The sequence below is a fragment of the Streptomyces flavochromogenes genome (assembly GCF_000717595.1).
GTDB classification, from domain to species: Bacteria; Actinomycetota; Actinomycetes; order Streptomycetales; family Streptomycetaceae; genus Streptomyces; species Streptomyces flavochromogenes.
Map to the genome: position 1 here is coordinate 168214 of NZ_JNZO01000007.1, position 26055 is coordinate 194268.

20 protein-coding genes are annotated in these 26055 nt (G+C 72.5%); 7 read left to right on the top strand and 13 right to left on the bottom strand.

The genetic code is table 11. The features are described from left to right. Positions 1 to 3: 3 nt before the first annotated feature. Together IF00_RS0110705 and IF00_RS0110710 are read right to left on the bottom strand one after the other, a co-directional pair. Positions 4 to 774 (bottom strand): putative protein N(5)-glutamine methyltransferase, encoded by a 771-nt coding sequence (locus IF00_RS0110705; RefSeq protein WP_280922608.1) that lies wholly within the window; start codon positions 772 to 774, stop codon positions 4 to 6. A 4-nt stretch (positions 775 to 778) separates the two neighbouring features. Next, positions 779 to 1261 (bottom strand): glutathione peroxidase, encoded by a 483-nt coding sequence (locus IF00_RS0110710; protein WP_030316758.1) that lies wholly within the window; start codon positions 1259 to 1261, stop codon positions 779 to 781. 36 nt (positions 1262 to 1297) lie between these two features. On the opposite strand from IF00_RS0110710, the gene IF00_RS0110715 reads away from it, so the two are divergent. Then, positions 1298 to 1534 carry a DUF6011 domain-containing protein gene (locus tag IF00_RS0110715; protein WP_030316760.1) on the top strand — a complete coding sequence of 79 codons (237 nt, stop codon included), beginning with the start codon at positions 1298 to 1300 and terminating at the stop codon, positions 1532 to 1534. Positions 1535 to 1650: 116 nt separating this feature from the next. Then, a complete protein-coding gene (locus IF00_RS0110720) occupies positions 1651 to 2721 on the top strand; it encodes an RNA ligase (ATP) (protein WP_030316762.1) in 1071 nt (356 codons plus the stop codon). 47 nt (positions 2722 to 2768) lie between these two features. Here the strand turns inward: IF00_RS0110720 and IF00_RS0110725 are convergent, their stop codons facing one another. Together IF00_RS0110725 and IF00_RS0110730 are read right to left on the bottom strand one after the other, a co-directional pair. Next, positions 2769 to 3632 carry an acyl-CoA thioesterase gene (locus IF00_RS0110725; RefSeq protein ID WP_030316764.1) on the bottom strand — a complete coding sequence of 288 codons (864 nt, stop codon included), beginning with the start codon at positions 3630 to 3632 and terminating at the stop codon, positions 2769 to 2771. Between the two features lie 14 nt (positions 3633 to 3646). Beyond that, on the bottom strand, positions 3647 to 6220 hold the full coding sequence (locus IF00_RS0110730; RefSeq protein ID WP_030316766.1) for a DEAD/DEAH box helicase: 2574 nt from the start codon (positions 6218 to 6220) through the stop codon (positions 3647 to 3649). Positions 6221 to 6290: 70 nt separating this feature from the next. Between IF00_RS0110730 and IF00_RS0110735 the strand changes: the two genes are divergently transcribed. Next, positions 6291 to 7082 carry a metal-dependent hydrolase gene (locus tag IF00_RS0110735; RefSeq protein WP_030316768.1) on the top strand — a complete coding sequence of 264 codons (792 nt, stop codon included), beginning with the start codon at positions 6291 to 6293 and terminating at the stop codon, positions 7080 to 7082. Here IF00_RS0110735 and IF00_RS0110740 read toward each other — a convergent pair whose 3' ends face one another. Then, positions 7083 to 7829, bottom strand: coding sequence for a TetR/AcrR family transcriptional regulator (locus tag IF00_RS0110740; protein WP_051820047.1), 747 nt, complete (start codon positions 7827 to 7829; stop codon positions 7083 to 7085). A gap of 122 nt (positions 7830 to 7951) precedes the next feature. Here IF00_RS0110740 and IF00_RS0110745 point away from each other — a divergent pair, with 122 nt between their 5' ends. Further along, entirely contained in the window at positions 7952 to 8659 is a 708-nt protein-coding gene (locus IF00_RS0110745) for an NAD(P)-dependent oxidoreductase (protein ID WP_030316772.1), read from the top strand. 72 nt (positions 8660 to 8731) lie between these two features. Here the strand turns inward: IF00_RS0110745 and IF00_RS0110750 are convergent, their stop codons facing one another. Further along, positions 8732 to 10513, bottom strand: coding sequence for an ABC transporter ATP-binding protein (locus IF00_RS0110750; RefSeq protein WP_030316774.1), 1782 nt, complete (start codon positions 10511 to 10513; stop codon positions 8732 to 8734). Then, positions 10510 to 12393 (bottom strand): ABC transporter transmembrane domain-containing protein, encoded by a 1884-nt coding sequence (locus tag IF00_RS0110755; protein ID WP_030316776.1) that lies wholly within the window; start codon positions 12391 to 12393, stop codon positions 10510 to 10512. The genes IF00_RS0110750 and IF00_RS0110755 overlap by 4 nt, the downstream gene beginning before the upstream one ends. 192 nt (positions 12394 to 12585) lie before the next feature. On the opposite strand from IF00_RS0110755, the gene IF00_RS0110760 reads away from it, so the two are divergent. Further along, positions 12586 to 14202 carry a peptide-N4-asparagine amidase gene (locus IF00_RS0110760; protein WP_030316777.1) on the top strand — a complete coding sequence of 539 codons (1617 nt, stop codon included), beginning with the start codon at positions 12586 to 12588 and terminating at the stop codon, positions 14200 to 14202. Between the two features lie 61 nt (positions 14203 to 14263). Here IF00_RS0110760 and IF00_RS0110765 read toward each other — a convergent pair whose 3' ends face one another. From IF00_RS0110765 to IF00_RS0110775, 3 genes are all read right to left on the bottom strand, one after another. Further along, entirely contained in the window at positions 14264 to 15688 is a 1425-nt protein-coding gene (locus IF00_RS0110765) for a Gfo/Idh/MocA family protein (RefSeq protein ID WP_051820048.1), read from the bottom strand. Positions 15689 to 15914: 226 nt separating this feature from the next. Next, on the bottom strand, positions 15915 to 18839 hold the full coding sequence (locus IF00_RS0110770) for an FAD-binding and (Fe-S)-binding domain-containing protein (RefSeq protein WP_030316780.1): 2925 nt from the start codon (positions 18837 to 18839) through the stop codon (positions 15915 to 15917). A 37-nt stretch (positions 18840 to 18876) separates the two neighbouring features. Continuing rightward, the gene (locus tag IF00_RS0110775; protein WP_030316783.1) at positions 18877 to 19356 is read right to left on the bottom strand and encodes a MarR family winged helix-turn-helix transcriptional regulator; all 480 of its coding nucleotides are present in this window, start codon (positions 19354 to 19356) and stop codon (positions 18877 to 18879) included. A 90-nt stretch (positions 19357 to 19446) separates the two neighbouring features. On the opposite strand from IF00_RS0110775, the gene IF00_RS0110780 reads away from it, so the two are divergent. Together IF00_RS0110780 and mltG are read left to right on the top strand one after the other, a co-directional pair. After that, entirely contained in the window at positions 19447 to 21336 is a 1890-nt protein-coding gene (locus tag IF00_RS0110780; RefSeq protein WP_037637905.1) for an ABC transporter ATP-binding protein, read from the top strand. A 306-nt stretch (positions 21337 to 21642) separates the two neighbouring features. Continuing rightward, complete coding sequence (gene mltG, locus IF00_RS0110785; RefSeq protein ID WP_030316790.1) at positions 21643 to 22500, top strand: endolytic transglycosylase MltG; 858 nt, start codon at positions 21643 to 21645, stop codon at positions 22498 to 22500. 6 nt (positions 22501 to 22506) lie between these two features. Here the strand turns inward: mltG and IF00_RS0110790 are convergent, their stop codons facing one another. From IF00_RS0110790 to IF00_RS0110800, 3 genes are all read right to left on the bottom strand, one after another. Next, entirely contained in the window at positions 22507 to 23700 is a 1194-nt protein-coding gene (locus tag IF00_RS0110790) for an NAD(P)-binding domain-containing protein (protein ID WP_425338292.1), read from the bottom strand. 93 nt (positions 23701 to 23793) lie between these two features. Then, a complete protein-coding gene (locus IF00_RS0110795; RefSeq protein ID WP_030316797.1) occupies positions 23794 to 25005 on the bottom strand; it encodes an LLM class flavin-dependent oxidoreductase in 1212 nt (403 codons plus the stop codon). After that, positions 25002 to 26036, bottom strand: coding sequence for an ABC transporter substrate-binding protein (locus IF00_RS0110800; RefSeq protein ID WP_030316799.1), 1035 nt, complete (start codon positions 26034 to 26036; stop codon positions 25002 to 25004). The genes IF00_RS0110795 and IF00_RS0110800 overlap by 4 nt, the downstream gene beginning before the upstream one ends. Between the last annotated feature and the right edge of the window lie 19 nt (positions 26037 to 26055).

Sequence of the window (26055 nt, forward strand, 5' to 3'; positions counted from 1 at the left end):
CCGTCAGGCCGCCCGGGTCGCCACGAGTACGGTCGCGTACCGCTCCTCGCAGCTCAGGACGTGTGCCTCCAGACCGCAGGCGGTGACCGCGTCCACCGCCCGCTCGGCCTGCCGCTCGCTCGTCTCGACCAGCAGCCGCCCGCCGGGCGCCAGCCACTCCGGTGCCTCGGCGGCGACCCGACGCAGCACGTCGAGACCGTCCGGGCCGCCGTCGAGGGTGACGAGCGGCTCGTGGTCGCGGGCTTCAGGGGGCAGCAGCCCGATGTCCCCCGTGGGCACGTAGGGCACGTTGGCGACCAGGACCTCGACACGGCCCCGCAGTTCCGGGGGCAGCGGGGCGAAGAGGTCGCCCTCGTACACCCGGCCGCCGCGCGGTTCGACGTTCCGGCGGGCGCAGCGCACCGCCGCCGGTTCGATGTCCGAGGCGTGCACCTCCGCGCCCTCGACCCGGTCGAGCAGGACCGCGCCCGCCGCGCCGGAGCCGCAGCACAGGTCCACGCAGACGGCGCCCGGCGGGGCCAGGTCCACCGCGTGCTCGATCAGGAACTCCGTACGGCGCCGGGGGACGAACACCCCGCCGTCCACCTCGATGCGCAGCCCGGCGAACTCGGCCCAGCCCACGACGTGCTCCAGGGGCAGGCCCGAAGCCCGCCGCTCGACCATCAGGTCCAGCTCGGCGGGCCCGGCCGCCGCCGCGAGCAGCATCTCCGCCTCCTCCTCGGCGAAGACACAGCCCGCGGCCCGCAGTCGCTCGACGACCCCCGTGTCGCTCACGACGTCAGACAAGCTGGGCCTCGATCGCGGAGACGATCTCGGGGGCGCCGGGCTCGGTGCGCGGACGGAAGCGGGTGACCAGGCCGTCGCGGCCGATCAGGAACTTCTCGAAGTTCCACTGGACGTCACCGGCCTCGCCCTCGGCGTCGGCGACCTTCACCAGCTCCGTGTAGAGCGGGTGGCGGGCCTCGCCGTTGACGTCGAGCTTCTCCAGGAGCGGGAAGGAGACGCCGTACGTCGTCGAGCAGAAGGTCTGGATCTCCTCGGCGCTGCCGGGCTCCTGGCCCGCGAACTGGTTGCAGGGCACGCCGAGCACGGTGAAGCCGCGGTCGCCGTACTCCTTCTGCAGCTTCTCCAGACCCTCGTACTGCGGGGTCAGGCCGCACTTGGAGGCGACGTTCACGACCAGGACCGCGCGGTCCCGGTAGTCGGCAAGGGAGACCGGATCGCCGGTCAGGGTCTTCAGCGGGATGTCGTACAGGCTCATGGACTGCTCCTCGTGGGGATAGGGTTTGATCTCAGCATGGGAGACGAACCACTGGCAATCTCGATCGATTCCGGACCCGAGGGGGAACCGGGGTCCCGACCGCGCCGGATCCTCTGCCGCCTCTGCGGCCGTCCCCTCACCGGCGCCGACTCCCGCCGCACGGGCCTCGGCCCCACCTGCGACGCCAGACTCCATCCGCCGGCGCCCGACATCCGCACCCGCCGCCACGAGGTGGACCAGGACACCCTCCCGGGCATCGACCAGGCCCTGTAGGGCCCTTGGGCGGGAACCCGGTGACGCTACCAGCCGGAAAAAAGATCGCCCAGCCGTTTCCCCGTCGGCACAGTGGGCCCCGATGAGACTGAAACCCGAGCACCCGGAGTCCTGAGATGTCGACCCTGCGCGTCACCGCCGAAGTCCTGACCGTCCATCCCCATCCGAACGCCGACGCCCTGGAGCTGGCACAGGTCGGCCTCTACCGGGCCGTCGTCGCCAAGGGCGCGTATCGGACCGGGGACGCCGCCGTCTACATCCCGGAGCAGGCCGTGCTGCCCACCGCGCTCGTCGAGGAGCTCGGGCTCACGGGACGGCTCGCCGGCGGGAACTCGGACCGGGTCAAGGCCGTACGGCTGCGCGGGGAGCTGTCGCAGGGAATCGTGTGCCGGCCCGGCGCGCTGGCCGATGCCGACCTGGCCCTTGCGGCGGCCGAGCGGACCGATTTCGCGGAGACGCTGGGGATCACCAAGTGGGTGCCGCCGATACCGCCGACCATGAGCGGTGACGTGGAGGTCGCGCCCGACCTGTTGCCCTGGGTCGACATCGAGAACCTTCAGCGGTATCCGGAGATCTTCGAGCCCGGCGAGCCCGTCGTCCTGACGGAGAAGCTCCACGGCACGGCCTGCCTGATGACCTTCCTCGCCGAGGAGGGACGCGTCCACGTCTCGTCCAAGGGCTTCGGGTCGAAGGGCCTGGCCCTCCAGGAGGACCCGCGCAACCTGTACTGGCGCGCCGTCCACGGTCACGGCCTGCCCGCCGTCGCCGAGCGAGTGGCGAAACGTCTCGGCGCCCGCCGGGTCGGCTTCTTCGGCGAGGTCTACGGCTCCGGGGTGCAGGACCTGGCCTACGGCGCCGACGCCCGCTCCGAGACCGTCGGCTACGCGCTGTTCGACGTGTCGGCCGAGATCGACGGTCGGGTGGTGTGGCTGGACCCGGCCGAGGTCCTGGAGGCCGGCGAGGTCCCGCTCGTACCGCGGCTGTACTCCGGCCCGTACGACCTGGACACGGTCCTCGTCCACGCGAGCGGCCGGGAGACCGTCTCGGGACGGGAGACCCACCTGCGGGAGGGCGTCGTGATCCGGCCCGCGACCGAGCGGTACAGCCCGGTCGTCGGCGGCCGGGCCATCGCCAAGGCGGTCAGCCCGGCCTACCTGACGCGGAAGGGCGGCACCGAGTACGAGTGACGGGACGGGACCGGGCCTGACCGGCCCTGTCCGGTCGGGCACCCGGCTCAGAGCTTCCTGAAGAGGCCCTCCTGAACCACCGACACCAGGAGCTGCCCCTCGCGGTCGTAGATCCGGCCCCGCGCGAGTCCCCGGCCGCCCGTCGCGATCGGGGACTCCTGGTCGTACAGGAACCACTCGTCCGCGCGGAACGGCCGGTGGAACCACATCGCGTGGTCCAGCGACGCCATGTCGAAGCTCCGCGGGCCCCAGAGCGGCTCGATCGGGATGCGTACCGCGTCCAGGAGCGTCATGTCCGAGGCGTACGTCAGGGCGCAGGTGTGGATCAGCGGGTCGTCGCCGAGCGGCCCCACGGCCCGCATCCACACCGCGCTCCGCGGATCCGCGCCCTTGACCTCGTCCTGGTTCCAGCGCAGCCGGTCCACGTACCGGATCTGGAAGGGCTGCCGACGGGCCATTCTCTCCAGGGCCTCCGGCAGGGCGCCGAGGTGTTCGCGGATCTCGTCGGCGAGGTCCGGGAGGCTCTCCGGGTCGGTCAGGTGCCGCGGCGGCAGCTGATGCTCGAACGCGCCCTCCTCCGGCTTGTGGAAGGAGGCCGTCAGATTGAAGATCGTCCGGCCCTCCTGCACGGCCGTGACCCGGCGGGTCGTGAACGACCGCCCGTCCCGCACCCGCTCCACCTGGTACACGATCGGCACGCCGGGCCGGCCCGGCCGCAGGAAGTAGGAGTGCAGCGAGTGCACCGGCCGGTCGCCCTCGGTGGTGCGGCCGGCCGCGACGAGGGCCTGCCCGGCGACCTGCCCGCCGAAGACCCGCTGCAGCGACTCCTGCGGGCTCCGCCCGCGGAAGATGTTGACCTCGATCTGCTCCAGGTCGAGCAGATCGACGAGCCTCTCGGCGGGATTGGTCACGTCAGCCCTCTCCTCTACAGCTGTCCGACGGACGTCACGCGGACGACCGCACGGCCCTCCTCGTCGGAGGCCGCGAGATCCACCTCCGCGCTGATGCCCCAGTCATGGTCGTTGTTCGGGTCGGCGAAGGTCTGCCGGACGCGCCACAGGCCGTGGGCCGCGTCCTCCTCGATGGCGAGCAGCTTCGGGCCGCGCGCGTCGGGGCCCGTACCGAGGTCGTCGTACTCGTCCCAGTACGCGTCCATCGCCTCGCCCCACGCGTCCGCGTCCCAGCCCGCCTCGGCGTCCATCTCGCCGAGCGCGTCCACGTTGTCGAGGGCCGCCAGCTCCACCCGGCGGAACATCGCGTTGCGCACCAGGACCCGGAAGGCGCGGGCGTTGGCCGTGACCGGCTTGACCTGGTCGGCCTTCTCCTGGGCCTCCTCCGCCGTCTGGACCTCCGGGTTGGCGAGCTGCTCCCACTCGTCGAGCAGCGAGGAGTCCACCTGGCGCACCATCTCGCCCAGCCAGGCGATCAGGTCCTCCAAGTCCTCGGTCTTCAGGTCGTCGGGGATCGTGTGGTCGAGCGCCTTGTACGCGCTCGCGAGGTACCGCAGGACGATGCCCTCGGTGCGCGCCAGCTCGTACCAGGAGGTGAACTCCGTGAAGGTCAGCGCCCGTTCGTACATGTCACGGATGACCGACTTCGGCGACACCGGGTGGTCGCCGACCCACGGGTGCGACTTCCGGTAGATGTTGTACGCGTGCCAGAGCAGCTCCTCGAGCGGCTTCGGGTACGAGATGTCCTGGAGCCGCTCCATCCGCTCCTCGTACTCGACGCCGTCCGCCTTCATCTGCCCGACGGCCTCGCCGCGCGCCTTGTTCTGCATGGCGGCGAGGATCTGGCGCGGGTCGTCGAGCGTCGACTCGACGACGGAGACCATGTCCAGGGCGTACGAGGGGGACTCGGGGTCGAGCAGGTCGAAGGCGGCGAGGGCGAACGTCGACAGCGGCTGGTTGAGCGCGAAGTCCTGCTGGAGGTCGACCGTGAGGCGGATCGTGCGGCCCTCGGCGTCCGGGGTGTCCAGCTGCTCCACCACACCGCCGTCGAGCAGGGAGCGGTAGATCGCGATGGCCCGGCGGATGTGCCGCAGCTGCGCCTTGCGCGGCTCGTGGTTGTCCTCCAGGAGCTTGCGCATCGCCTCGAAGGCGTTGCCCGGGCGGGCGATCACCGAGAGCAGCATGATGTTGGTGACCTTGAAGCGCGAGGTCAGCGGCTCCGGCTCGGCGTCGATGAGCCGGTCGAAGGTGGTGTCGCTCCAGGCGACGAAGCCTTCCGGCGCCTTCTTGCGGACCACCTTGCGGCGCTTCTTCGGGTCGTCGCCGGCCTTGGCGAGCGCCTTCTCGTTCTCGATGACGTGCTCGGGCGCCTGGGCGACGACCAGACCGGCGGTGTCGAAGCCGGCCCGGCCGGCGCGGCCGGCGATCTGGTGGAACTCGCGCGCGCGCAGGGTCCGCACCCGGTTGCCGTCGTACTTCGTGAGGGCGGTGAAGAGCACCGTACGGATGGGAACGTTCACGCCCACGCCGAGCGTGTCCGTCCCGCAGATCACCTTCAGGAGGCCGGCCTGCGCCAGTTTCTCGACGAGCCGCCGGTACTTCGGCAGCATGCCCGCGTGGTGCACGCCGATGCCGTGCCGGACGTAACGCGAGAGGTTCTGGCCGAACTTGGTGGTGAAGCGGAAGTTGCCGATCAGCTCGGCGATCTTGTCCTTCTCCTCGCGCGTGCACATGTTGATGCTCATCAGCGACTGCGCGCGCTCGACGGCCTGCGCCTGCGTGAAGTGCACGATGTAGACGGGCGCCTGCCTGGTCTCCAGAAGCTCCGTCAGCGTGTCCGTGATCGGGGTCAGCCGGTACTCGTAGGAGAGCGGCACCGGCCGGGTCGCCGAGCGGACCACCGAGGTCGGCTTGCCCGTGCGCCGGGTCAGGTCCTTCTCGAACATCGACACGTCACCGAGCGTCGCCGACATGAGGACGAACTGTGCCTGGGGGAGTTCCAGGATCGGGATCTGCCACGCCCAGCCGCGGTCCTGCTCGGCGTAGAAGTGGAACTCGTCCATGACGACCTGGCCGATGTCGGCGTACTTGCCGTCCCGCAGCGCGATCGACGCCAGCACCTCGGCCGTACAGCAGATGACCGGTGCGTCCGCGTTCACGGAGGCGTCGCCGGTCAGCATGCCGACGTTCTCGGTGCCGAAGATCTTGCACAGGTCGAAGAACTTCTCCGACACCAGCGCCTTGATCGGCGCGGTGTAGAAGGTCACCTGGTCGTTCGCGAGCGCGGTGAAGTGGGCAGCCGCCGCGACCAGCGACTTTCCCGATCCGGTGGGCGTGGAGAGGATCACGTTGGCCCCGGAGACGACCTCGATCAGCGCCTCTTCCTGGGCCGGGTAGAGCGTGATGCCCCGGTCCTCGGCCCAGGAGGAGAAGGCCTCGAAGAGGGCGTCGGGGTCGGCGGTCGGCGGCAGCTGATCGATAAGGGTCACGCCCCCATCTTGCCTGGATTCCGCCCGGATGAGGGAACCGGCCACCGGTTCGAAGATCACGGACGATAGGCTCGTCCGTCGACCGGTCGTCAACTGAGCGCCGGCAGGGGAGAAACGGGGCGGGCCAACCATGATGGGACCGGCACACTCGCTGTCCGGAGCGGCGGCCTGGCTGGGTGTCGGAGCGGCCGCGGCGGCCTTCGACCGCCCGATGCCGTGGCCGGTTCTCGTCGTCGGCGCACTCATCTGCGCGGGCGCGGCCCTCGCCCCCGACCTGGACCACAAGTCAGCGACCATCTCGCGGGCCTTCGGACCGGTCTCCAAGGGCCTGTGCGAGATCGTCGACAAGCTGTCGTACGCCGTCTACAAGGCGACCCGCTCCTCCGCCGACCCCCGCAGGTCGGGCGGCCACCGGACCCTGACCCACACCTGGCTCTGGGCGGTCCTGATCGGCGGCGGCGCGTCCGTCGCCGCGGTCACCGGCGGCCGGTGGGCGGTGCTCGCGATCCTCTTCGTGCACCTGGTCCTCGCCGTGGAGGGCCTGCTGTGGCGGGCCGCCCGGATGTCCAGCGACGTCCTGGTCTGGCTGCTCGGCGCGACCAGCGCGTGGATCCTGGCGGGCGTCCTCGACCAGCCGGGCAACGGCGCGGACTGGTTCTTCACCGGCCCCGGCCAGGAGTACCTGTGGCTCGGGCTTCCGATCGTGCTCGGTGCCCTCGTCCACGACATCGGCGACGCGCTCACCGTCTCCGGCTGCCCGATCCTGTGGCCCATCCCGGTCGGCCGGAAGCGGTGGTACCCGCTCGGCCCGCCGAAGGGCATGCGCTTCCGGGCCGGCAGCTGGGTCGAGCTGAAGGTCCTGATGCCCGCGTTCATGGTGCTCGGCGGGGTGGGCGGAGCCTCGGCGCTCGGCTTCCTCTAGCTAGCCGCTGGTCTTCGGTACCCCGAGCGTCGTCACGAGCCGGTTCAGCTCCTCCTGGAACAGCTTGTCCGGGCTCGTGGTCTGGCGGCCCAGATGCCCGTACACCTCCAGGGCGACGAGTCCGTGCAGATGCCCCCAGAGCCGTAGCGCGAGGGCGACGCCGGCCGGCGGCAGGTCGGGGAAGGCCGGGCGCACCTTGTCGAGCAGCCCGGCGTCGAAGTCGTCCCAGCCGAACGCGCTGTCCCGGTAGAGCGGTTCGGCGTACGGCCAGGCCGCCGCGGCGAGTCCGGCGAGGCCGGTGCAGACCCGGCGGGCCGCGTCCGGCGCGGGCCCTTCCTCGGGCGCCCGGTAGCCCGGCACGGGGTCGCCGTACACGAGCCGGAAGCCCTCGGGGTTGGCCAGGGCCCATGTGCGGAAGGCGCGGGCCCAGGCGAGGATCCGGGTGGCGGGGCCCTCGGCGGGGGCGTGCGCCCAGGCCGCCTCCACGGCGTCGGCGAGCGCCGAGTACACATCGTCGATGAGCGTGGTGACCAGGTCGTCGCGGGTGGCGAAGTAGCCGTAGATCGCGTTGGCCGTCATTCCCATCTCGCGCGCGATGGCCCGCAGGGTGATGGCGTCGGGACCGCCCGAGGCCATCAGGCCCAGAGCCGTGTCCTTGATCTCGGCGGTGGTCTCGGCCCGCAGCCGCTCGCGGCGGCCGCGCCCGGCCGGAGCCGTCCCCGTGGTCGTTCCCGATGTCCCGGTCATGCGGGCAGCCTATCCCTCTCCTGGTCGCCGTATGGAAACTGCACGCCGTGCACTTCACGGCGTATAGTTTTCTCACGGCGTCACGTCGGTGGCGACCGAGGGTGTGAGCACAGGGGAGAGCCATGCACATCGGAGTCGTCGGAGCCACCGGAACCATCGGCAGCCGCGTCGTCGCGGAGGCCCTGGAGCGAGGGCACCACATCAGGGCCTTCAGCCGCGACGCCACCGGGGCGGCGGCGCGGGAGACCCGCGAGAACATCACCTGGGCGAGCCTCGACGTCCTCGACCCGGCCGGCATCACCGCCGCCCTGCCCGGACTCGACGTCCTCATCAGCGCCTTCCAGCCCGGAAACGCAGCCCGGGACATGGCGGACACCGTCCGGCGCTCGATCGCCGACGCCGGGGTCTACGCCACCGCGGCCCGCGCCCTGCTCAAGGCCCTCGAAAGCCACCCGAGGACCCGGCTCATCGTGGTCGGCGGCGCGGGCAGCCTGGAGGTCGAGCCCGGCGTCGTGCTCGCCGACGCGGAGGAACGGCTCCACGAGACCCTCGACGAAGTCGGCCTGCCCCGCGCCTACGCGGCGGCGGTACGCGGCCACCGCGACGCACTGAACGTGCTGCGCACCTCCAACCGCCGCTGGACCTACTTCAGCCCCGCCGAGGACATCGCCCCCGGCGAGCGCACCGGCCGCTTCCGCGTCGGCGAGGACCAGCCGGTCCGCGACGCCGAGGGGCGCAGCCGCGTCTCGGCGGAGGACGCGGCCGTCGCCCTCGTCGACGAGGCGGAGCTGCCGCGCTTCGTCCAGCGCCGTTTCACCGTCGGCTACTGATCAGGGCCCGGGAGAAACGGGCCGGGCCGGAGCGTCGTACGACACCCCGGCCCGGCCCGTTTCCCACGGGCGTCACCCGTGCCACGACCTCCACAGCGCCGCGTACGCCCCGTCCGCCGCGACCAGTTCCGCGTGGCTGCCCAGCTCGCTGATCCGGCCGGACTCGATCACCGCGATCAGATCGGCGTCGTGCGCGGTGTGCAGCCGGTGCGCGATGGCCACGACCGTCCGCCCGTCCAGGACCCGGCCGAGGGACCGCTCCAGATGCCGGGCCGCGCGCGGGTCGAGCAGCGAGGTCGCCTCGTCCAGGACCAGGGTGTGCGGGTCCGCGAGGACGAGCCGGGCCAGCGCGATCTGCTGGGCCTGCGCCGGAGTCAGCGCACGGCCGCCCGAGCCGACCTCGGTGTCCAGGCCCTCGTCTAGCCCCCGTGCCCAGACCTCCGCGTCCACCGCCGTGAGCGCCCCCCACAGCTCGGTGTCCGTGGCCCCCGTCCGGGCCAGGAGCAGATTGTCGCGGAGCGAGCCCACGAAGACGTGGTGCTCCTGGTTGACCAGGGCCACGTGCTCACGGACCCGCTCGGCGGGCATCCGCGCCAGCTCGGCCGCGCCGAGGGTGACCGAGCCGGTTCTCGGGGCGTAGATGCCCGCGAGGAGGCGGCCGAGGGTCGACTTGCCGGCGCCGGACGGGCCGACCAGCGCCAGCCGGGTGCCGGGGGCCACCTTCAGGGACACCTCGTGCAGCACGTCGACACCCTCGCGGTAGCCGAACCTGACGTCGTCCGCCCGGACGGCCCGGCCCTCGGGCCGTACCTCCCTGTCGCCGGCCTCCGGCTCGATGTCACGGACGCCGACGAGCCGCGCCAGGGACACCTGCGCGACCTGGAGTTCGTCGTACCAGCGGAGCACGATGCCGATCGGGTCCACCAGCATCTGGGAGAGCAGCGCGCCCGTCGTCAGCTGCCCGACGTCGATCCAGCCCTGGAGGACGAACACCCCGCCCAACAGGAGCACCGCGAGCAGCACCGTCGTATGGGTGAGGTTGACGGCGGGGAAGAGCACCGAGCGCAGGAAGAGCGTGTACCTCTCCCAGGCGACCCACTCCGAGATCCGCCGGTTCGACAGCGCGATCCGCCGCGCGCCGAGGCGGTGCGACTCGACCGTGCGGCCCGCGTCGACCGTCTCGGCGAGCGCGGCGGCCACCGCCGCGTACCCCGCGGACTCCGAGCGGTACGCGGCCGGCGCCCGCCGGAAGTACCACCGGGAGACCACGATCAGCAGCGGCGCGGCGAGCAGCGCGGCCGGCGCGAGCGGCGGCGCCGTGACCGCGAGGCCGCCGAGCAGCAATCCGGCCCACACGACACCGATGGCCAGCTGGGGCACGGCCTCGCGCATCGCGTTGGAGAGCCGGTCGACGTCCGTGGTGATCCGGGAGAGCAGGTCGCCCGTACCGGCCCGTTCCAGGACGCCCGGCGGCAGGCCGACCGCGCGGACGAGGAAGTCCTCCCGCAGGTCGGCGAGCATCTCCTCGCCGAGCATGGCCCCGCGCAGCCGGACGAGCCGGACGAAGAGGGTCTGGATGAGCAGGGCGGCCGCGAACAGGGCGATCGTGCGCTCCAGATGGAGTTCACGCGCGCCCGTGGCCAGCCGGTCCACCACCGAGCCGAGCAGGTACGGGCCGGCCATCGAGGCGATCACGGCGACCGCGTTCACCCCGATGAGCAGTGCGAACGCCCGTCTGTGGCGGCGCAGCAGCTCGCGAACGTAACCGCGGACGGTGGCGTCGGCGGCGACGGGCAGTGTCGTCGCCGTCGTCGGGGCCGCCGGGTCGTACTCCGGTGGCGCCAGGCCGATCATGCCGATTCCCCTTCCAGTGCTTCGAGTTCGTCGGTCGCGTCGAGTCCGCCGCCCGGTTCGTCGTCGGCGTGCCCCTCCAGCGGGCCGAGCGGGTCGAGGGCGGCGGGCGGCGCCGCCGCGGCGAGTTCCTCGTCGGTCTCGCGGGTGACGACCGCGCGGTAGCGGGGTTCACGGGCGAGCAGTTCGCGGTGGGTGCCGACGGCGACGGCCTGGCCCTCGTGGACCAGGACGACCCGGTCGGCGCGGTCCAGGAGCAGCGGCGAGGAGGCCAGGACCACGGTGGTCCTGCCCGCGCGCAGGGCGCCGATGCCGGTGGCGACCCGGGCCTCGGTGTGCGCGTCGACCGCCGAGGTGGGCTCGTCGAGGACGAGCACCTCCGGGTCGGTCACCAGGGACCGGGCGAGGGCGAGCCGCTGGCGCTGGCCGCCCGAGAGCGACCGGCCCCGCTCGGTGATCCGGGTGCGCATCGGATCGCCGTCGGTGTCCACGGACGCCTGGGCGAGCGCGTCGAGGACGTCGTCGCACTGGGCGGCGGCCAGGGCCCGGTCCGGGAGCACCTCGCCGGAGCGGGGCACGTCGAGCAGCTCGTGGAGGGTGCCCGAGAGCAGGACCGGGTCCTTGTCCTGGACGAGGACGGCCGTACGGGCGGTGTCCAGCCGCAGTTCGTCGAGGGGGACCCCGCCGAGCAGCACCGAGGTGTGGTCCTCGCCCGGATCGGCCGGGTGGCCGCCGAGCCGGTCCGCGAGCCGTCCGGCCACGTCCGGGTCGCCGCAGACGACCGCGGTGAAGCGGCCGGCCGGCGCGAGCAGCCCGGTCAGCGGGTCGTACAGGTCGCCGGCCGCCGTGCGGTCCTCGTTCCCGTCGTCCGCGGTGGTGGTGCCGGTCGTGCGGGCCAGCGCCAGGACCCGGGCGGCCCGCTTCGCGGACGGCCGGGAGAAGGAGAAGGCCATGGCGATCTCCTCGAAGTTGCGCAGCGGGTGGTAGGTCAGGGCCACCGCGCTGTAGACGGTGACCAGTTCGCCGACCGTGATCCGCCCGTCGAACGCGAGCCGCGCGCCGTACGCCACCACGACGATGAGCAGGATGCCGGGCAGCACGACCTGGATCGCGGAGATGAGCGCCCACATCCGGGCGCTGCGCACGGCGGCCGTGCGGACCTCCTGGGAGGCGGCGCGGTAGCGGCCGAGGAACAGCTCCTCTCCGCCGATGCCGCGCAGCACACGGAGTCCGGCGACGGTGTCGGAGGCGAGCTCGGTGGCCTTGCCGGCCTTCTCGCGCTGGATGTCCGCCCGGCGGGTCGCGCGGGGGAGCAGCGGCAGCACGGCGAGGGCGAGGACCGGGACACCGACGGCCACGACGACGCCCAGGGCGGGCTGGTAGACGACGAGGCCCACACAGATGAAGACGAGCACCACGGCGCCCGCGGCGAAGCGCGACAGCGCCTCGACGAACCAGCCGATCTTCTCGACGTCGCCGGTGGACACGGCGACGACCTCGCCGGCGGCGACCCGCCGGGTCAGGACGGAGCCCAGTTCGGCGGTCTTGCGGGAGAGGAGCTGCTGGACGCGCGCGGCGGCCGTGATCCAATTGGTGACGGCGGTGCGGTGCAGCATCACGTCACCGGCCGAGATCGCGGCGCCCAGCACCACGAGCAGCACTCCGGCCAGCCCGAGGCGCCCGCCGTCGCGGTCCACGACCGACTGCACGGCGATGCCGATGCCGAGGGGCAGTCCGGCGATGCCCAGATGGTGCAGAAGTCCCCACAGCATGGACTTCACCTGCCCGCCGAGCTGTTGACGGCCGAGCCAGACGAGGAACCGGGTGCCCGAGCGGACGTCGGGGACCCCGGGGTCGGCGTAGGGAAGATCTCGAATCTGCATGGCGTCCCAGGGTCTCCGGGTCTCGACTGGGGGAACGCGCGCCGGGGGTGTGCGACGGCGGGGAAAGCCGTGCAAGGTTCGCGAATTCCCCCGGGAGCGGCAATCGATTTTCCACACGGGGGAACAGATCGCGCCATGTCCGCTCATCGTCCTCTGGACCGCACGGTGCCGAGCGCGCTTCACTCCAGCCCCATGAGATCACTCAAGATCATGAGCATGCTCAGCGGCCTGGTCCTCGCCGCGGGCGCGCTCCTCACCGCCCACCCGGCCGCCGCCGACGGTCCGAACGGCCCGACGCCCCCGGCCGAGTTCACGAGCGACTGGCACGACCCGGTCACCGCCGCCCCGCCCGTCGAGACGCCCGGCACCCGCAGCTGCGAGGTCGTCCTCGCCGCCGCCCGGTTTCGGGATTTCACGCCCTATCAGGGCGGATACACCCCGCCGAAGGAATGCGGCACCCGCTGGAACAAGGTCGTCCTGCGCCTCGAAGGACACGTGAAGGGCCGCCAGTACGACCGCCTCGGGTACCTCACCGTCGGAGGCGTGGAGATCCTCCGCACCTCGACGCCGCAGCCCTCGCCCGACGGCATCACCTGGTCGGTCGAGAAGGACGTCACCCGCTACCGCGACACCCTCAGCCGCCCCGGCGCCGTCGAGATGCTCATAGGCAATGTCGTGAACGAGACCTACACCGGGGTCCTCGACGTCCGCGTGACCCTCACCTTCCACACCGCCCAGGGCCGTGTGAAACCCGCCGCCGGCACGCCCGACCGGGTGATCCCCCTCACCGGCCCCGCCCTCACCACCCCGCGCAACACCGAGCGCGTCCTCGCCGAGGTGTACGCCACCGGCTCCGGCGGCGGCTGCGAGGAGTACTGGTACCTCTCCGTCCCCGACGCCGCCCCCTACTCGTGCCGGGCCACCGACGGACCGCACCGGGAGGTCCGCGTCTCCGTCGACGGACGCCTCGCCGGCATCGCCGCACCCTTCCCCACCGTCTGGACCGGCGGCTGGTCGAACCCCTTCCTCTGGTACGTCACCCCCGGGCCCCGCGCCTTCGACGTCCAGCCGATCCTCTACGACCTGACCCCCTTCGCAGCCGTACTCAACGACGGCCGCGCCCACCGCGTGGAGGTCACCGTCGCCGGGGTCCCGGCCGGGCTGTCGGGGTGGTCCACCCCCACCAACGTGCTCCTCTGGCAGGACGAGGGCAGCCGCGTCGTCACCGGCGGCCTCGACCGCCACGAGGAGACGGCCCCGCGCAACTCCTCCGTCCACACGGCGGGCACCGCGGACTCCCTCCACCGGCTCGACACCGACGCCGGCCACCGGCTCACCGTCGCCGGACACCTGAACACCTCGCACGGCCGGGTCACCACCACCGTCGACCGGACCGTCGCCCACACCTCCGTGCACCGCTGGGGCGAGGGGGAGAACCCGGACGCGTTCACCGCGCGCTGGACCGACCGCGAGACCGTGACCAGCGGCCGGACCGTCACCCGCGCCGACCGGACGTACACCATGGACGGCGAGACCACGATCGGCACGGGCGACCGGCTGCGGACCGTCCTCACCCTCGGGGACCGCGCCGACACCACGGTCCTGCGCGACGGACGGCGCCTGTCCTGGTCGCGGCTCGACGACACGTACACCGGGGACGCCACGTACACCACCGGTGTCCCGCGCGACCAGCGGCACGCGGTCGCGACCACGAACGAGCGCTACCGGCTGTACGGCTCCGACGGCTGCTACGACCGGAGCCTGACGGCCGTTCAGGGAACGGTCACCCAGGACCTGCGGCGCTGCTGAACAGGGCGGTGCCCGGACCCCGCACGCGGAGGCCGGGCACCGTACGCCGGGAGTCCCGCCGTCAGGCGGGCTTCACCGAATCCACGCCCGAGCGGGCCTTGCGCCACTCGCCGCGCGTGAAGTCGGGGATCTCCTGCGGCGCGCCCTGCGCCTTGATGGAGGCGTGGCTCAGCGGCACCGGCGCCGTCCAGGTGGCGGCGTCGTAGACGTCGAAGTCCGGCGGCAGTCCGAGCCGCATGCACTGCATCAGGCGGAAGACCATGATGTAGTCCATGCCGCCGTGGGCGCCCGGCGGGTTGCCGTGGTCCTTCCAGAGCCAGTGGTCGAACTCGCCCGCGTACGCGGCGAAGTCGGCCCACTGGTCGTCCTTGTGGTCCGGCTCCAGATAGATCCGGGCCGGGTAGTCCTCGAAGACGCCCCGGGTGCCGCCCAGGCTGTTGATCCTGCTGTACGGGTGCGGGGTGGAGACGTCGTGCTCCAGACGGATCACCCGGCCCTGGGCCGTCTGGATCAGGCTGATCGTCCGGTCGCTCCCGATGTACGTCTCCTTCCAGCTCGGGTCGCCGGGCGGCATGTGCTCCTCGCGGTACTCGGCGAGGCTCAGCGCCGGTGTGCCGAAGCTGCTGATGCTCACCGCGCGGTCGCCCCGGTTGACGTCCATGTAGGTGGCGACGGGACCGAAGCCGTGGTTGGGATAGAGGTCGCCCTTCAACTGCGTGTGCCAGCGGCGCCGCCAGGGGCCCTCGTAGTACGTCGGGGAGAACATCAGACCGCGCAGGTCGTGGTTGTACGCCCCCGCTCCGTGCAGGAGCCGGCCGAACTTTCCGGCGTGCGCCATCCGCAGCACGCGCATCTCGTTCCGGCCGTAGCAGCAGTTCTCCAGCTGCATGCAGTGGCGGCGGGTCTGCTCCGACAGGTCGACGAGCGCCCACAGCTCGTCGAGCCGCATCGCGACCGGACACTCCACGCCGACGTGCTTGCCGTTGAGCATCGCCGCGCGGGCGATCTGGAAGTGGGACTCCCAGGGGGTGGCCACGTACACGAGGTCGAGGTCGGTGCGCGCGCAGAGGTTCTCGTAGTCGTTCTCGCCGTTCGCGTAGACGGCGGGGGCGGGCTGGCCGGCGGCGACCACCGCCGCGGCGGCCCGCTCGACCTTGTCGCGCACGGGGTCGCAGACGGCGTTCACCCGGACCCCGGGGAGCGAGAGGAAGTGGCCGATCATGCCGGCCCCCCGGTTGCCGTAGCCGACGATGCCGACCCGGACGGTGGAGCGGCCCGTGAAGGGGACCCCGGCCATGGTGGCCCCGAGGCGCCGGGGCGCGGCCGCGGTCACGACGGGTGATGCGGCGGCGGGGGCGGCGGCCGGGGCCGCCGCCCCCGCGGACGGGACACCGAGGGCGTTGATGCCGAGACCCGCCCCGGCCGCGGCGGCGGTGGTCCTGAGGACCCCGCGGCGGCTCGGGTCGTGCGGTGGCTGCTCGTTCATGGAACCTCCCGGAGCTGTGGGCACGGCTGTTTCATGAATCCCGCTCAGGACCCAGGCCCCGGTGACCGACGGTGCGCAAGGCGCCGACAGGACTCTCGCGACGGGTGGTTGGACTGTACTGTTCCGGATCTCGGACCGAGCCGTACCGGACACCCTCCCTCACCCGAACGTACGAAAGGCCCCGCACCCACAGCGGGGTGAGGGGCCGCCAAGAACGCGAAGGGCGTCAGGGTCGTGTCGCGCGCTCCAGGGCGAGGAGCACCGACCCGTACCTGCGGCCCGTCGCCCGGTCCATCCCGATCTCGCACATCCGGTTGGCCGAGAGATGCGCGTCGAACGGCCGCGCCGTCACCTCGGCCGCCTCCCTGGCCGTCGCCGAGGCCGTCAGCTCCGGGTGCAGCATGCCCCGGTCGCCCGCGAAGGCGCAGCAGCCCGCGTCGGCGGGGACGACGACCTCCTCGGCGCATGCCCGCGCCAGCTCCGTCAGCTTGTCCTCGTCGCCCAGGTGCCGCATCGAGCAGGTCGGATGGACCACGGCGGAACCGACCCTCCGGCGTACGTCGAGCCGGGGGAGCAGCTCGTCCGCCGCCCACACCAGCGAGTCGACCACCGTCATCTCGGCGTGCAGCGCCCGGTTGTCCTCCGTCAGGTACGGCACGACCTCGTGCGCGATGCCCAGCGTGCACGAGGAGGCGTCCACCACCAGCGGCAGCGTCCCGCCCGCGGTCCAGCCCCAGGCCGCCTCGACGATGCGGTTCGCCATCACCTCGTTGCCCCGCTCGTACCCCTTGGAGTGCCAGATCGTCGCGCAGCACGTTCCGGCCACGTCGTCGGGGATCCACACCGGCTTCCCCGCGCGTGCCGACAACGCGACCACGGCCTCCGGGAGGGAAGGGCCCCGCTCGCCGTCCGGATTCCCGAAGATCCGGTTCACACAGGCCGGGTAGTAGACGGCGACCGCCGCGGGACGGTGGGTGCGGGGCAGCCGCCGCGCCGCCGCGCCCGGGATCTCCGGCAGCCACTCCGGTACGAGGTCGGTGCTGACCGCCCGGCGCGCCAGGCCCGTCACCGACTCCAGGACCCGGTCGCCGATCCGGTCGGCCGCGGCGACCGCGAGGCGCGCGGAGGCCTCCACCGCGCGGAAGTTCTTCGCGGCCAGGGCGGCGATCCGTTCCTCGCGCGAGGTGTGCCGCTCGTGCCGGAACTCCTTCATCAGCGCGCCCGTGTCGATCCCCACCGGACAGGCCAGCTTGCAGGTGGAGTCGCCGGCGCAGGTGTCGACGGCGTCGTAGCCGTACGACTCCAGCAGACGGCTTTCGACCGGGGAGCCGTCGCGCTGCCGCATCATCTCCCGGCGCAGCACGATCCGCTGGCGCGGAGTGGTCGTCAGATCGCTGCTGGGACAGGTCGGTTCGCAGAAGCCGCACTCGATGCAGGGATCGGCGATCCGCTCCACGGTGGGGATCGTCTTGAGCCCCCGCAGATGGGCGTGCGGGTCGCGGTCCAGGACGATCCGCGGGGCCAGCACCCCGTCGGGGTCGATGGCCTCCTTGACCTGCCACATGAGGTCCGTGGCCCGGGTTCCCCACTCCAGCTCCAGGAACGGCGCGATGTTGCGGCCGGTGGCGTGCTCCGCCTTCAGGGAGCCGTCGAACCGCTCCACGGTCAGCTTGCAGAACTCGTCCATGAAGGCCGCGTACCGCTCGACGTCGGTGGGGTCGCCCGCGTCGAAGGCGAGCAGGAAGTGGAGGTTGCCGTGCGCGGCGTGGCCGGCCACGGCGGCGTCGAAGCCGTGCCGGGACTGGAGGTCGAGCAGGGCCTCGCAGGCCTCCGCGAGCCGGGCCGGGGGTACCGCGAAGTCCTCGGTGATCAGGGTCGTACCGGAGGGGCGTGAGCCGCCGACCGCCGTCACGAAGGCCTTGCGGGCCTTCCAGTAGCCGGAGATCCGCTTCGGGTCCGTGGTGAACGCGTTCTCCACGGAGGCCACCGGGGCCACCAGATCGAGTCCGGCGAGGACCTCCGCCGCCGCCCGCTCGTACGCCTCGCGCGCGGCCGCGTCCGGCGCCCGGAACTCGACCAGGAGCGCCGCCGTCTCCTTGGGCAGCTCCGCCCAGTCGGCCGGGACGCCCGCCACGCTCACCGAGGCCCGCAGGGTGTTGCCGTCCATCAGCTCGACGGCCAGCGCTCCCGCCGCGTTGAAGAGGGGGACGGCCTCGGCCGCCGCCGGCAGCGAGGGGAAGAAGAGCAGGGCCGAGGACACCTCGCGGTCCAGCGGCAGGGTGTCGAAGACGACCTCGGAGATGAAACCGAAGGTGCCCTCGGAGCCCACCATGAGACCCCGCAGGATGCGCACCGGGGTGTCGCCGTCGAGGAAGGCGTCGAGCCGGTAGCCGTTGGTGTTCTTGATGGCGTACTTGGCGCGGATCCGGTCGGTGAGCCCGGTGTCCGCCTCGATCTCCGCCTTGAGCCGCATCAGCTCCGCGCACAGCCGCGGCTCGGCGTGCGCCAGCTCCTCGTCGGCGGCCGGGTCGGCCGTGTCGACCACCGTCCCGCTCGGCAGCACGAAGGTGAGCGAGGCGACCGTCCGGTACGAGTTCCTCGTCGTCCCGGCCGTCATGCCCGAGGCGTTGTTGGCGACGACCCCGCCGATCGTGCAGGCGATGGCGCTGGCCGGATCGGGACCCAGGACCCGCCCGTACGGGGCGAGTGCCGCGTTGGCCCGTACGACGGTGGTGCCGGGGCGGATCCGGGCCCGCGCACCGCCGTCCAGGACCTCGACGCCCGCCCAGTGGCGGCGCACGTCGACCAGGATGTCCTCGCCCTGCGCCTGGCCGTTGAGGCTGGTCCCGGCGGCCCGGAAGACGACCTCGCGGCCCTTGCCGTGCGCGTACGACAGGATCGTGGAGATGTCGTCGATGTCCTCGGCGACCACGACGACCTGGGGGACGAAGCGGTACGGGCTGGCGTCGGAGGCGTACCGCACGAGGTCGGAGATCTTCGAGAGGACCTTGTCCGGACCGAGGAACTCGGTGAGCTCCTCGCGCAGCCGCCTCGGCGTCCCCTTGGCCTGGAGCTCCGGCACGCGGTCCGGGGCCGGACTCCGCTTCGTACCGGGGCGAAGGGCCTGCGGGTTCGGCTCGAACAACGGCATGTCACGGCTCCCCTTCGCGCGTCCGCGCGCCCGAGGGTCAGCAGCCGCCCTCCGGGCCGGGGTCGACCAGGGCGGACAGCAGACCTCCGAGCACCTCGCGCTGTGCGGCGGTCAATGGAGCAAGGATGTCCTCTGCGGCCGCCCGGCGCGCGCTGCGCAGCTCCCGCAGCGTGGCGCGGCCCGCGTCGGTGAGCTCGATGCGCACCACCCGGCGGTTGCTCGGATCGGGCACCCGGCGCACCCGGTCGACGGCCTCCAGGCCGTCGACGAGACTGGTCACCGCGCGCGGGACCACTTCGAGCCGGGCCGCGAGGTCGGCCATCCGGGGCGGCTCCCCGAAGTGTGCGACCGTGCGGAGCAGCCTGGACTGGGCGGGCGTGATGCCGACCGGCTCCAGGTGGCGCTTCTGGATGCGGTGCAGACGCCGGGTGAGGCGCAGCAGCTGCTCGGCGAGGAGGCCGTCGGCGTCGGGTTCCCCCGAACGGCCGGGTCCGGTCGGGACGGCGGAGGTGCTCATGCGGGAACAATATCAGGACCATGTTCATTGTGAGCATAGGTAACAATGAGCTAAGCTCTCATCGACATCGCCGAACCCTCGAAGGAGCCCATGCGCCCCCACGACCAGTCCGACTGGACGCCCCCGCCCCGCGACTCCTCGCAGCCGAAGGAGCCCGCGCAGCTGCGGCGCATCCTGCGGCTCTTCCGTCCCTACCGTGCCCGCCTGGCGCTCGTCGGCCTTCTCGTCGGCGCCGCCTCGCTCGTCACCGTCGCCTCACCCTTCCTGCTCAAGGAGATCCTCGACACCGCGATCCCCCAGGGGCGCACCGGGCTGCTCAGCCTGCTCGCCCTCGGCATGATCGCCACCGCCGTGCTGACCAGCGTCTTCGGCGTGCTCCAGACCCTGATCTCCACCACCGTCGGCCAGCGCGTCATGCACGACCTGCGCACCGGGGTCTACGAGCAGCTCCAGCGGATGCCACTCGCCTTCTTCACGCGCACGCGTACGGGCGAGGTGCAGTCCCGCATCGCCAACGACATCGGCGGCATGCAGGCGACGGTGACCTCGACGGCCACCTCCCTGGTCTCCAACCTCACCGCCGTCGTCGCGACCGTCGCCGCGATGCTCGCCCTCGACTGGCGGCTCACCCTCGTCTCGCTGCTCCTGCTGCCGGTCTTCGTCTGGATCAGCCGCCGCGTCGGCGACGAGCGCAAGCGGATCACCACCCAGCGCCAGAAGCAGATGGCCGCCATGGCCGCGACCGTCACCGAGTCCCTCTCGGTCAGCGGCATCCTGCTCGGCCGCACCATGGGCCGCGCCGACTCCCTGACCAAGTCCTTCGCCGAGGAGTCCGAGCGCCTCGTCGACCTCGAAGTGCGCTCCTCCATGGCCGGACGGTGGCGGATGTCCACGATCGGCATCGTCATGGCCGCCATGCCCGCCCTGATCTACTGGGCCGCCGGCATCGCCCTGGGCTCCGGCGGGGCCGCCATCTCCCTCGGTACCCTCGTCGCCTTCGTCTCGCTTCAGCAGGGCCTGTTCCGCCCCGCCGTCAGCCTGCTCTCCACCGGCGTGCAGATCCAGACGTCCCTCGCGCTCTTCCAGCGCATCTTCGAGTACCTCGACCTGCCCGTGGACATCACCGAGCCCGCCGAGCCCGTCCGGCTCGCCGAGGTCCGCGGCGAGGTCGCCTTCGAGAAGGTCGAGTTCCACTACGACCCCGAGGGCGGCGGCCGCCCGACGCTCGACTCCGTCGACCTGACCGTGCCCGCCGGGAGCGGCCTGGCCGTCGTCGGACCCACCGGCTCCGGCAAGTCCACCCTCAGCTACCTGGTGCCCCGGCTCTACGACGTCACCGGCGGCCGCGTCACCCTCGACGGGGTCGACGTGCGCGACCTGGACTTCGACACCCTCGCCCGCGCGGTCGGCGTCGTCTCCCAGGAGACGTACCTCTTCCATGCCTCCGTCGCCGACAACCTCCGCTTCGCCAAGCCGGACGCCACCGACGAGGAGATCGAGGCAGCCGCCCGCGCCGCCCAGATCCACGACCACATCGCCTCGCTGCCCGAGGGGTACGACACCCTGGTCGGCGAGCGCGGCTACCGCTTCTCGGGCGGCGAGAAGCAGCGCCTCGCCATCGCCCGCACCATCCTGCGCGACCCGCCCGTGCTGATCCTCGACGAGGCCACCAGTGCCCTCGACACCCGTACGGAGCATGCCGTGCAGCAGGCCATCGACGCCCTGTCGGCCGGCCGGACCACCATCACCATCGCCCACCGGCTCTCCACCGTCCGTGACGCCGACCAGATCGTCGTCCTGGAGGCGGGCCGGATCGCGGAGCGCGGCACGCACGACGACCTGCTCGCCCGCGACGGGAAGTACGCGGCCCTGGTCCGGCGGGACGCTCTGAGCGCCGCGCAAGTCATGGGCGCCACCGCCACCGCCACCGCCGAAGCCGAACAGGCGAACGTGGGAGCGGTTGTTCCCCAGAACGTGTGATCGTTCCGGGAATCGTTGCTCAACTCCCGTACGACGTCGGATGATTGCGGTGCGCGATCGACGGGCTGCAGACCGTGACCGTGCGGTCCCACTGAAGCATCAGTCCCACTGATGTACCTGTACGAGGAGAAGCACCACCATGAACGTCATCACCAACCTGCTCGCCGGCGTCCTCCACTTCCTGGGCTGGCTCGTCTGACGATCGCAGTGCCCCGGCGCCGCCGGCCCCCCGTCCCAGGGGGCCGGCGGCGCCGCCGCGTGCGCGGGTTCCCGGGATTCCCGTACACAGCGGGTTAGCGTGCGGCCATGACGTACCGGCCGCCCTCACCGTACGCACCCCCACGTCGCCGTCCCCGGCTCACCCGGCGCGGCCGCCTCGCACTCCTCCTCGGAGCTCTCGTCGCCGCGGCCGTCGCCGTCGCCGTCACCCTGCCCCTGCTCCTGACGCGGGACGAGCCGGTCGTCGAACAGCCCCGGGCGCTCCTGGTCCCGGAGGGCTGGCGGGCCGGCCAGGTCTACACGGCCGTCGACCGGGCGCTCGGCGTGCCCGAAGGCACCGCCCGGAAGGCGGCGGCCGCGTCCGCCCTCCCGCTGCCCGCGGCCGCGGGAGGAAACCCCGAGGGCTACCTCTTCCCGGCGACGTATCCCGTCCTCGACGCGACCACCCCCGCGGGGCTGCTGCGCTTCATGGTCGACACGGCCGGGAAGCGCTTCGGTGCCGCCCGCATCGCCGAGGGCGCGCGGGCACACGGCATGAGCGTGTACGAGACGGTGATCGCGGCCAGCATCGTCCAGGCCGAGGCCGACAACCCGGAAGACATGGCCAAGGTCGCTCGGGTCGTCCACAACAGGCTCGCCCGGGGCATGGCCCTCCAGATGGACTCGACCCTCAACTACGCGCTCGGCCGCAGCACCGTGGACACCACGCTGGAGGACACACGCCTCCGGAGCCCGTACAACACCTATGAGCGCAAGGGGCTGCCGCCGACGCCCATCGGCAACCCGGGGGACCAGGCCATGGACGCGGTCATCCGTCCGGCGGACGGCGACTGGCTCTACTTCGTCACCGTGACCCCGGGAGACACCCGCTTCACCGCCGACTACGCGGCCCACCAGGCCAATGTGGCCGAGTTCAACGCCAACCGGGGCGCCGAGAAGGGCTGAGCCGGATCACACGGAGGCGGCCACCGGTGAGGCCGGCGCGGTGGCCACCGGTGCGGTCGCCGTCGCCGCGGCGGTCGTCTCGCGGCGCAGCAGGCGCCGGATGTCCGCGACCGCCGCCCGGCCGGCCCGGTTGGCACCGATCGTCGACGCCGACGGTCCGTACCCCACGAGGTGGACCCGCTCGTCCCGGACCGCGCGGGTGCCCTCGACCCGGATCCCGCCACCCGGCTCGCGCAGCCGCAGCGGGGTGAGATGGTCGATCGCCGCCCGGAAGCCGGTCGCCCAGAGGATCACGTCCACGTCGACCGTCCGGCCGTCGTCCCAGGCCGCCCCGGTCGGGGTGATCCGGTCGAACATCGGGAGGCGGTCCAGGATCCCGCGCGCGCGTGCGGCGCGGATCGCGTCGTTGAGGGGAAGCCCGGTGACCGAGACGACACTCTTCGGGGGCAGCCCCTGCCGTACCCGCTCCTCCACCAGCGCGACGGCGGCCCGTCCCTCCATCTCCCCGAACGGCCCCTCGCGCCAGACCGGCTCGCGCCGGGTCACCCAGAAGGTGTCGGCGGCGACGTCCGCGATCTCCATGAGGTGCTGGGTGCCGGAGGCTCCGCCGCCGACGACGAGGACCCGCTTCCCGGCGAACTCCTCCGGGCCCGGGTAGCCGGCGGTGTGCAGCTGGCGCCCCCGGAAGGTCTCCTGGCCCGGGTAGCGCGGCCAGAAGGGGCGGTCCCAGGTGCCGGTGGCGTTGATCAGGGCACGAGTGGCGTACGTACCCTCGGAGGTCTCGACGAGGAGCCGCCCGGCCTCGTCCCCTCGTCCGCGGTCGCCCTCGCGGACGGCCGTGACGTCGACGGGGCGGTGGATCCGCAGGTCGAAGGTCTGCTCGTACGCGTCGAAGTACGCGCCGATCACCTCCGAGGACGGCCGAACGGGGTCGGCGCCGGTCAGCTCCATGCCGGGCAGCGCGTGCATCCCGTGCACCTTGCCGTACGTGAGCGACGGCCAGCGGAACTGCCAGGCGCCGCCCGGTCGCGGGGCATGGTCCAGGACGACGAAGTCCCGGTCCGGCTCCAGGCCGGTGCGGCGCAGGTGGAAGGCGGCCGAGAGCCCGGCCTGTCCCGCGCCGATGACGACGACGTCCACCGGCGTCGGCTCCTCGGCCGCTGTCACGGTCCCTGCCTCTTCGACCCCGTAATCGTTCACGGTTCTACCAACCGAGGTGGGGGCGCGGATCTTCCCGCGCCCCCACGACCGGAGCCGACGAGCCGGCCGCCTTGCCGTGCGCCGGGCCGCGTCCTACCGCCCGCCGGCCACGAGCAGCGGAGCACCCCCCGGCGCCGAAGCCGGCCGGCCGTTCGCGGCCGGGACACCGAGCAGCGGGGAGGGCAGGACCGTCGGCAGCAGACCACGCGCCGCCAGCTCCGGCCGCACCCCCTCGCCGAACCAGTACGCCTCCTCCAGATGCGGGTACCCGGACAGGACGAAGTGCTCCACGCCCAGGTCGTGGTACTCCTCGATCCGGTCCGCGACCTCGGCGTGGCTGCCGACGAGCGCGGTGCCGGCCCCGCCCCGTACGAGACCGACCCCCGCCCACAGATTCGGCGAGATCTCCAGCCGGTCGCGACCGAGGGAACCGCCCTCGTGCAGCGCCAGCATCCGCTGCTGGCCGACCGACTCGCTCCGGCCCAGCACCTGCTGCGCGGCGGCGATCGTCCCGGCGTCGAGATCGGAGAGGAGCCGGTCGGCCGTCGCCCAGGCCTCGCGCGCCGAATCGCGGGAGATCGTGTGCAGCCGGATCCCGAAGCGGACCGTGCGGCCGCGCTCCTCCGCGAGGCCCCGGATCCAGTCGATCTTCTCCTTGACCTGCCACGGCGGCTCGCCCCAGGTCAGATAGACGTCCGCGTGCTCGGCCGCCACCGGACCGGCCGCGACGGAGGAGCCGCCGAAGAAGATCTCGGGCAGCGGGTCCGGCGGCAGCGCGGTGAGCCCGCCCTCGATCCGGAAGTGCTCGCCCTCGTAGTCGAACGGCCGCCCGCTCCAGGCACCCCGCACGACCGACAGGAACTCGGCCGTGCGCGCGTACCGCCGGTCGTGGTCCAGGTGGTCGCCGAAGCGGCGCTGCTCGGTGGAGTCCCCGCCGGTCACCACGTTGAGAAGGAGCCTGCCGCGGGTGATCCGCTGGTACGTGGACGCCATCTGGGCCGCGAGCACCGGCGAGATCACCCCCGGCCGGAACGCCACCAGGAACTTGAGCCGTTCGGTGTGCTGGGCGAGCGCGACCGTGGTGAGCCAGGCGTCCTCGCACCACGTCCCGGTCGGGGTCAGCACGGCCTCGAACCCCAACTGCTCGGCCGCCTTGGCGATCTGGATCAGATAGTCGATGTCGGGCGCGCGCACCCCGGACACGGCGCGGTCGCGGGTGATCCCGCCGTCCGTGTAGGCGTGCCGGTCGACGAGGGTCCGGCCGTCGCCGCCGGTGGGCAGGAACCAGTGCAGATGGACGGTCATGAGGAGGCCTTTCCGTAGCTGCGCGCCGGAGTGGTGGACGGCGGCAGGTCCTTGTTGAAGCGGGTGTCGACGAAGTCGGCGAAGCGGAACGTGCGCGGGATGAGCCCCAGGGCGGCGAACGTGTCCGCGATCTTCTGCTCGGAGGCGATCGCGGCGTCGTCGATGGCGACCGGGATACGGGTGCCGTTGCTGCGCTTCACGGCGGCGAGCGCCACCTCGTACGGCAACCCGGTCTCCTTCGCCCAGACCTTTGCCCAGTCCTCGGGGTGGTCGAACACCCAGGCCTGGGCGCGCCGGAGCCGCTCGACGAAGTCACCGATGGCCTTGGCCTTCGCGGGGTCGGCGAGGGCCGAGGGGGCGGCGACCTGGAAGCCGAGGCCGTTGACGAGCCCGCGCCCGTCGGCGAGGACCCGGCCCTTGCCGCTCAGCAGGACCTGCGAGGTGTACGGGTCCCAGACCGCCCAGGCGTCCACCTTGCCGCTGGTGAACGCGGCCAGGGCGTCCGCCGGTTGCAGCAGGGTGACCCGGACGTCGCTCAGTTCCAGGCCCGCCTTTCCGAGCGAGGAGATCAGCTGGAAGTGGGCGGAGCTGCCCTGGGCGACGGCGACCCGCTTTCCCTTCAGGTCCGCCACGGAGCCCAGGGGCGAGTCCTTCCCGACGAGGATCGTCTCGCCCGCGGAGTCGCCGTGCGTCGCGGAGATCACGGTGATCTTCGAGTCGGCGCCCGCGGCGAAGACGGGCGGCGTGTTGCCGACCGAGCCGATGTCGACGGCCTTGGCGTTCACCGCCTCCAGCAGGGGTGGTCCTGACGTGAACGTCGACCATGTGACCCGGTACGGGAGGTCGTCCAGCTCACCGGAAGCCCGCAGCAGCGCCTCGACGCCGCCCTTCTGGTCGCCGACGTTCAGGACGAGCGAGCCCTTGCCGTCGGAGTTCGAGGACGAACCGGCCGCGGAGGCGCCGGAGCAGGCGGAGGCGAGAAGCGCGAGCGGCACGAGCAGAGCCGCGGTGGACAGACGGAAGGACTTCACAGGGATCGCTCCTTGGGGA